Annotated in this window: 1 protein-coding gene; it reads right to left on the bottom strand. The window is 47.4% G+C overall.

The genetic code is table 11. From position 1 onward, the window contains the following. Positions 1-627: hypothetical protein (locus PsW64_RS27825; protein ID WP_206599582.1), on the bottom strand; the 627-nt coding region annotated here is incomplete at both ends.

A 627-nucleotide genomic window follows, 5' to 3' on the forward strand; every position in this document is an offset into this window, starting at 1 on the left:
ACTGGACACGCATCAGCAAACTGAGCGACAGTTGCGCCATTGAAAACACTAGGAATTTTTGAGTAAATTGATGGTTGAGAGTGACAGGAACCAAAGTACACACGCCACTACAGAACCAAACCAGACACCGAGTAAAGCCAGTCTCGCCATAAAATACGCAGCTATACTTGCCTTCAGCATTGGCGGAAACGTACTCTGGAGCATTTATATTCAGGCATCCGGACCGCTCTCCACGTTTCAGTTGGCGACACTTGTCGGGGGATTTGCACTGATCGGCATCGGTATATGGCTCTGGCACATAAAGCTCGACATCTTTGATATCATTGTGACAGTTCTTGTCTTGAGCATCGGTATGAAATTGTTTTTTCTTGCCTTCCTGGGTGTTATTTCCTTGCTGATCTCTTACGGCGTAATCGGTGATTGGATAGTTGAGCCCTTGATCCTGCCCGTCCTTTTTGTGGCAAGTATTTCTGCCATTATGGCAATCAGTATCATTCGTACGCCCTAGAACCAGACAGTGCAGATACAAACCTAGGCGCTCAGTTAACTGCCCATACCCCTCCTCACCGCTTCCATAAGTTGGGTGAGGCAGGGCAACGACTGAATTCTTTTCACTAGCGACAGACT

It is taken from the genome of Pseudovibrio sp. W64 (genome assembly GCF_001623145.1).
Taxonomy (GTDB): Bacteria; Pseudomonadota; Alphaproteobacteria; order Rhizobiales; family Stappiaceae; genus Pseudovibrio.